Annotated in this window: 3 protein-coding genes; all 3 read left to right on the forward strand. The window is 32.0% G+C overall.

The window, feature by feature from the left end; genetic code table 11:
- The first annotated feature begins 192 nt into the window (after positions 1-192).
- The 3 genes from AC3DU7_RS20065 (at position 193) to AC3DU7_RS20075 (ending at position 7,267) form a co-directional block, all read left to right on the forward strand.
- Positions 193-3,153 (forward strand): tetratricopeptide repeat protein, encoded by a 2,961-nt coding sequence (locus AC3DU7_RS20065; RefSeq protein ID WP_488041073.1) that lies wholly within the window; start codon positions 193-195, stop codon positions 3,151-3,153.
- A gap of 570 nt (positions 3,154-3,723) precedes the next feature.
- Complete coding sequence (locus AC3DU7_RS20070; RefSeq protein ID WP_488041074.1) at positions 3,724-6,678, forward strand: tetratricopeptide repeat protein; 2,955 nt, start codon at positions 3,724-3,726, stop codon at positions 6,676-6,678.
- Between the two features lie 436 nt (positions 6,679-7,114).
- Positions 7,115-7,267, forward strand: coding sequence for a hypothetical protein (locus AC3DU7_RS20075; RefSeq protein ID WP_488041075.1), 153 nt, complete (start codon positions 7,115-7,117; stop codon positions 7,265-7,267).
- Positions 7,268-7,360: the final 93 nt, after the last annotated feature.

Below are 7,360 nucleotides of genomic sequence, written 5' to 3' on the forward strand. Positions count from 1 at the left end.
AGGCTAAAACCAATATCAGTAAAGACATTTAGGTTTAATCAGCAAGCCCTAATTATAGATGTGGCTTACTATAATTTAGGCGAAGCTTTAGTCAAACTTGAAAAATGATCAGAAGCATCTGTCAACTGATACCCTACTCTGTAACTTATATAAGCAAGCAGGAATTAAAAATTAGTTTATCAAGAAATTAAAATGACAAAACAACAACAAAAGTCACTATGTGAGTTAAATAAAAAAGCAGAAATATATTTAACTCAAGGAAAATTAGAAGAGGCAATATTAGTTTGTAAGCAAGCATTAGAAATAATGCCAAATTTTCTACCTATTTGTAAAACATTGGGAAATATTTTCCACAAAATGGGAGAAATAGGCAAAGCAAAAGAATGGTATCTCAAAGCAATAAATCAACAGCCAGAATGGGCGGAAGTTCATGCTAACTTAGGGAGCTTATATGCTAAAGAAAAACAGTGGCAGCTAGCAATAAAATCTTACCAAGAAGCCATCAGTATCAAACAAAATGTACCAGGTTTTTATCGAAATTTAGGCAAAATCTGGCAACAAATAGGAAAAATAGAATTAGCCAGAGAATGTCAGGAAAAAGCATTAAATTTAGAAGCTGACTATCCTCAAGCATCAGAATATTTAAAACAGGGAAAAAAATTGCTAGAAAATGAAGAAATAGAAGAGGCGATTGTTCATTTCCAACAAGCAATAAAATTTCATCCATATTTGGCAAGTGCTTATCAAAATTTAGGCGACGCTGTTGTTAAACAAGGAGAGTTAACTGAAGCAATAAATTATTATCAAACAGCAATTCAAATTCAACCTAATTTGTGGGTAGCTCATCATAAACTAGGAAAAATATTTCAAGAAATAGGAGAGTTAGATGCAGCTATTAGTAGTTTCCAGCTCTCTATAGAAATTAATCCAAATTTTCCTTGGTCTTATAATAACTTGGGGGATATTCTCCAAGAAAAAGGAGAATTAGGATCGGCAGAAAAATATTATCAAAAAGTAATAGACCTCAAATTTGATGTTTGGGGAGTTCACCGTAAATTAGTAAAAATTCAGCAAGAAACAGGAAACTTAGACAGAGCTATTTCTAGTTGTAAACGAGCGAGAGAAATTAATCCCACCTTAAATTGGTTTTCTCGGAGATTAGAAGATAACTTATCAAAATTAGAACAGCACGATCTAGCTATAAATTATTACCGAAGCTTACTAGAAGCTGAACCAAATAATATAAAATGGCTCCACGATCTAGGACAAAGGTTAGTAAAAATTCAAGAATGGGATGAAGCAATAATTATTTACCGTCGTGCTATAGAGTTAGAAGCAAATAACCATTTATTTCACAGAAGATTAGCAGAAGTTTTACAACAAAAAGGTTTATTAGAAGCAGCGATAGTCAGTTATCAAACAGCTATAGAAATTAATCCAAATTTTTCTTGGTCATATTACAACTTAGGAGAAACACTAAGGAAATTAACCAAGTGGGATGAAGCAATCATTGCTTACCGTCGTGCTATAGAGTTAGAAGCAAATAACCATTTATTTCACAGAAGATTAGCAGAAGTTTTACAACAAAAAGGATTATTAGATGAAGCAGTTGTTAGTTATCAAACAGCCATAGAAATCAATCCAAACTTTTCTTGGTCATATTACAACTTAGGAGAAACACTGAGTAAATTAAGCAAGTGGGATAAAGCGATAATTGCTTACCGTCATGCTATAGAGTTAGAAAAAAATAACCATTTATTTTACAGAAGATTAGGAGAAGTTTTACAACAAAAAGGTTTACTCGATGAAGCAATTCATAATTATCAAACAGCCATAGAAATTAATCCCCAACCCTTCTGGCATTATGCAGCATTAGGCAATATTTACGTCAAAAAAAATAATTTTTCTGAAGCAATACCCTGTTTAATACAAGCATTAAAAATTAGACCAGATATTGACAATATCCAGAAAAATATAGCATATATCTTGGAAAAACAAGGTCGTAAAAATGCCGCTCGTATTTGGAAATCTCAGCAAAAATTGCCAAAAGATTGGCTCAAAAAGTTTTTTAATTTAACAGGAGATTGGGAAGTTACCTCAGATTCTATAGAAAATAATATAACCAGAATAGATATTCATTCCCCTACTCAAATCAATTTGTTAGCATCTCAAACTATAAATCAAAAAATTCATAAAAATTTCCAAAGCAGAAAAGCTAAATTAGTAGGAGGATTTATAGTAGTAGTACCTGATGGAAAAGGTTGTGTAAAGCCAGGAACAACTGCAGTTATTAATTCAGATAATAAACTTGTCACAGATATTTCAACTGGTTGTGCTGAAATGATTTTATCTGACTCCAAACTTCCTTCAGTTCACTATATCAATGGTACTGTAGCCTTTTTATCAGTAAAATGGTTAGAACAAAATTATTTTCAGTGGTTTTTTAATCTAGTTTACCGGATAGATTTATTGCGTAGAAGTAACCTGATACCTGTTATAGACAAATTTGTTTTTAGTATGGTAAATAAAAAATTTCATCAACAAACTCTAGAAGCTTTAGATATTCCTTTAGAAAAAGTCATAGAAACTCAAAAATATCCCCATATAAAAGCGAAAGAATTAGTAGTACCTTCATTCACATCTAAACAAGGAGGTCTTAGAGTTACAAAATGGGGTTGTGATTTTCTCAAAAGTATATTTTTAAAGCCTGAAACTATATATAAATTATCTGGGAGGCCAGAGCGAATATATATTAGTAGAAGTCTAGCATCATGGAGACGAGTTATAAATGAAAAAGAGGTAGTTAATTTATTGGAAAAATATGGCTTTGTTAGTGTTACTTTAGAATCAATGTCAGTAGAAGAGCAAGCATTATGTCTCGGAGCTGCTAAATTTATTATTACTCCTCATGGTGCTGGACTTACAAACCTGGTCTTTTGTACTCCAGGAACTAAAGTAATTGAATTTTTTTCTCCCAAATATATTACCCCCATATATTGGGAAATTAGTAATGTATGTGGCTTATTACACTACTACTTAATAGGTGAAAATTTTGATAATCCTAATTCAGCTAAGTCAATGGGCTATACACCAGATATTCTCGTTAATCTAGACAAGCTATTAAAAATTATGAAATTAGCAGAAATTGAATGAATTTCAGGTAATATCATGTCCGGTTGAACAGTTATAAATAGGGTTTGTTGAAAAAGTCTTTTTGTCAGGAGAGAATCCAGAATTTCCTACGGAATGCTCCGCAAACAGCAATCCTGCAATTCAGGAGGAATGGGAATTATAGACGAGGTAGGAGGAAGAATCTTCCTTTGATTTTCTTCTCCTATAAATGCCCAAAATGCTAATTTTTTGAGCGATTGGAGTTAAAAAAAAGGTACTTTTTCAAGACCTAAAAAGGCACTTACCTTTATCTGTAAAAGCTTTGATATTTAATCAGCAAGCCCTAAATAAATAATGACTTAGGAGTCAGGAGTCAGGAGGGAAGAAAGAAGAAGGAAGAAGAATAACTGGAGTTGAAGGAGAAAGTTTTTTATCACGCTATTATCCGGACATGATATAAGTATTTCCTGCGGAATGCTATTCTCTCTACAATGCCTTGATGTTCAAAGAGTTAAAACACACCAGTAGAAAAGAAATTATGTCAACTGATACCCTACTCTGTAACTCATATAAGCAAGCAGGAATTAAAAATTAGTTTATCAAGAAATTAAAATGACAAAGCAACAGGAAAATTTACTACATGAGTTAAATAAAAAAGCAGAAATATATTTAACTCAAGGAAAATTAGAAGAGGCAATATTAGTTTGTAAGCAAGCATTAGAAATAATGCCAAATTTTCTACCTATTTGTAAAACATTGGGAAATATTTTCCACAAAATGGGAGAAATAGGCAAAGCAAAAGAATGGTATCTCAAAGCAATAAATCAACAGCCAGAATGGGCGGAAGTTCATGCTAACTTAGGGAGCTTATATGCTAAAGAAAAACAGTGGCAGCTAGCAATAAAATCTTACCAAGAAGCCATCAGTATCAAACAAAATGTACCAGGTTTTTATCGAAATTTAGGCAAAATCTGGCAACAAATAGGAAAAATAGAATTAGCCAGAGAATGTCAGGAAAAAGCATTAAATTTAGAAGCTGACTATCCTCAAGCATCAGAATATTTAAAACAGGGAAAAAAATTGCTAGAAAATGAAGAAATAGAAGAGGCGATTGTTCATTTCCAACAAGCAATAAAATTTCATCCATATTTGGCAAGTGCTTATCAAAATTTAGGCGACGCTGTTGTTAAACAAGGAGAGTTAACTGAAGCAATAAATTATTATCAAACAGCAATTCAAATTCAACCTAATTTGTGGGTAGCTCATCATAAACTAGGAAAAATATTTCAAGAAATAGGAGAGTTAGATGCAGCTATTAGTAGTTTCCAGCTCTCTATAGAAATTAATCCAAATTTTCCTTGGTCTTATAATAACTTGGGGGATATTCTCCAAGAAAAAGGAGAATTAGGATCGGCAGAAAAATATTATCAAAAAGTAATAGACCTCAAATTTGATGTTTGGGGAGTTCACCGTAAATTAGTAAAAATTCAGCAAGAAACAGGAAACTTAGACAGAGCTATTTCTAGTTGTAAACGAGCGAGAGAAATTAATCCCACCTTAAATTGGTTTTCTCGGAGATTAGAAGATAACTTATCAAAATTAGAACAGCACGATCTAGCTATAAATTATTACCGAAGCTTACTAGAAGCTGAACCAAATAATATAAAATGGCTCCACGATCTAGGACAAAGGTTAGTAAAAATTCAAGAATGGGATGAAGCAATAATTATTTACCGTCGTGCTATAGAGTTAGAAGCAAATAACCATTTATTTCACAGAAGATTAGCAGAAGTTTTACAACAAAAAGGTTTATTAGAAGCAGCGATAGTCAGTTATCAAACAGCTATAGAAATTAATCCAAATTTTTCTTGGTCATATTACAACTTAGGAGAAACACTAAGGAAATTAACCAAGTGGGATGAAGCAATCATTGCTTACCGTCGTGCTATAGAGTTAGAAGCAAATAACCATTTATTTCACAGAAGATTAGCAGAAGTTTTACAACAAAAAGGATTATTAGATGAAGCAGTTGTTAGTTATCAAACAGCCATAGAAATCAATCCAAACTTTTCTTGGTCATATTACAACTTAGGAGAAACACTGAGTAAATTAACAAAGTGGGATGAAGCAATAATTGCTTACCATCATGCTATAGAGTTAGAAAAAAATAACCATTTATTTTACAGAAGATTAGCAGACGCTCTACAACAAAAAGGTTTACTAGATGAAGCAATTTATAATTATCAAAAAGCCATAGAAATTAATCCCAAATCTTGTTGGCATTATGCAGCATTAGGCAATACTTATTTCCAAAAACATAATTTTTCTGAAGCAATACCCTGTTTAATTCAAGCATTGAAAATGAAGCCAGACATTGAGAATGTTCATCAAAATATAGCATATATCTTGAAAAAACAAGGTCGTCACAATCAAGCTAGACTCTGGAATTCTCAACAAAAATTACCCAGAGACTGGCTAGAAAAATTTTTCAATTTAACAGGAGATTGGGAAATTACCTCGAATTCCCCACAAACTAATATTACTAACATAAAAGTCTCAGAGTACAGTCATGTAAATTTATCAGCATCTCAAACAATTGAATCAAAAATTTATCCAAGTTTTAAAAGCAAAAAAGCAAAGTTAGCAGCAACTTTTGTAACAATAGTCGTAGACGGAAGAGGATGTGTTGATTTAGGAACAACAGCAGTTATTACTTCAGACAATAAATTAGTAAGAGATATTTCCACAGGTTGTGCTGAAATAATGATATCTTCTTCCAAATTACCGCCAGTTTACAACATCAATGGAACGGTAGCTTTTTTACCAGTAAATCTGGGAATAAATAATTACTTCCACTGGATGTTTGATGTATTTGTCAGGTTAGATTTATTACGCAGGAGTAATTTCATGCCTATCGTAGATAAGTTTGTTTTTACTAACTGTAGTAAAAAGTTTCAAAAAGAGAGTATACAAGCTTTGAAAATACCTCCAGAAAAATTAATAGAAGCTCAATTGTTTCCCAATATAAAAGCTCGCAAATTAGTGGTCCCTTCACTAATGACTAAACAAGGTAGCACTAGAATAACAAAATGGGGTTGTGATTTTTTAAGAAGTTTATTTTTAAACGCCGAAAATATTGGTAAATTACCTAGCAAAAAAGAACGTATATATATTAGTCGGAAGCTGACACCCTACCGAAGAATAGTTAATGAAGAAGAGGTAGTTAGTCTACTGGAAAAATTTGGTTTTGTTACTGTTACTCTAGAATCAATTTCAGTAGCGGAACAAGCATCACTTATGGCTGGTGCTAAAGTAGTAATTTCTCCTCATGGTGCAGGACTTACAAACCTAGTATTTTGCAGTCCAGGAACTAAAGTAATTGAAATTTTTTCTCCAAAATTTATTAATTCTATATATTGGCAAATGAGTAATATATGTGGCTTGTTACACTACCACTTAATTGGTCAAGATTTTGAAAGTGACAATTCAGGTAAAAGTCAGTGGGGACCAGATATTATTGTGAATATTAAACGGCTATTAAAAATTCTAGAGTTAGCAGAAATTTAGTTGAATAATATTATGTCCGGTTGATTACTTATAAATAAAATGACTGAGGAGTCAGGAGTCAGGAGGAAAAAAAGAAGCAAGAAATAAGAGGAGGAAAAGGAGGAAGTTTTTTTGAACGCTAATTATCCGGACATGATATAGCAATCAGGAATCAGATGTGAGAATTGAAGTCTTCCTTTAAAGGATAGAATATAGCAGTTATCTTATTCTTATATATTCGTTTCTTCCCTCCATACCTAAAACAAAAGTCTCCAATATCTCACAACTAAAATCATATTGCTATATAAGCCGATATTCATAAAAATTAGCGACTTTAAAAAGATTAAATAAAATGAATAAAAAAAAATTTGCACTAGATTTATATCAACAGGCAGAATTATATCTATAACAAGGAAAATTAGAAAATTCACACAAATTATGTAACCAAGTAATAGAGATACAATCATACTTTGCCCCCGCCTACAATATATTGGGAAAAGTGCTAGAAGCAATGGAAAAATTAGACTTAGCAAAAGAAAATTATCAACAAGCGATCGCCATAAATTCTAACTTAGTAGAAGCTCATATTATTCAATCCTTTTCCTTTTAGGAAGAAGTAATTATCAATTATCAATTATGAAAATGGTTCTTATTTTTTTCTTTTGGGTTTAATATCCCATCGTCTACACTGTGTTAACAATTG

Source organism: Okeania sp. (assembly GCF_983059655.1).

What these genes read in the sequence shown, in the direction of transcription:
- AC3DU7_RS20065 (WP_488041073.1), top strand. Translation starts at nt 193, where the DNA reads ATGACAAAACAACAACAAAAGTCACTATGTGAGTTAAATAAAAAAGCA.
- AC3DU7_RS20070 (WP_488041074.1), top strand. Translation starts at nt 3,724, where the DNA reads ATGACAAAGCAACAGGAAAATTTACTACATGAGTTAAATAAAAAAGCA.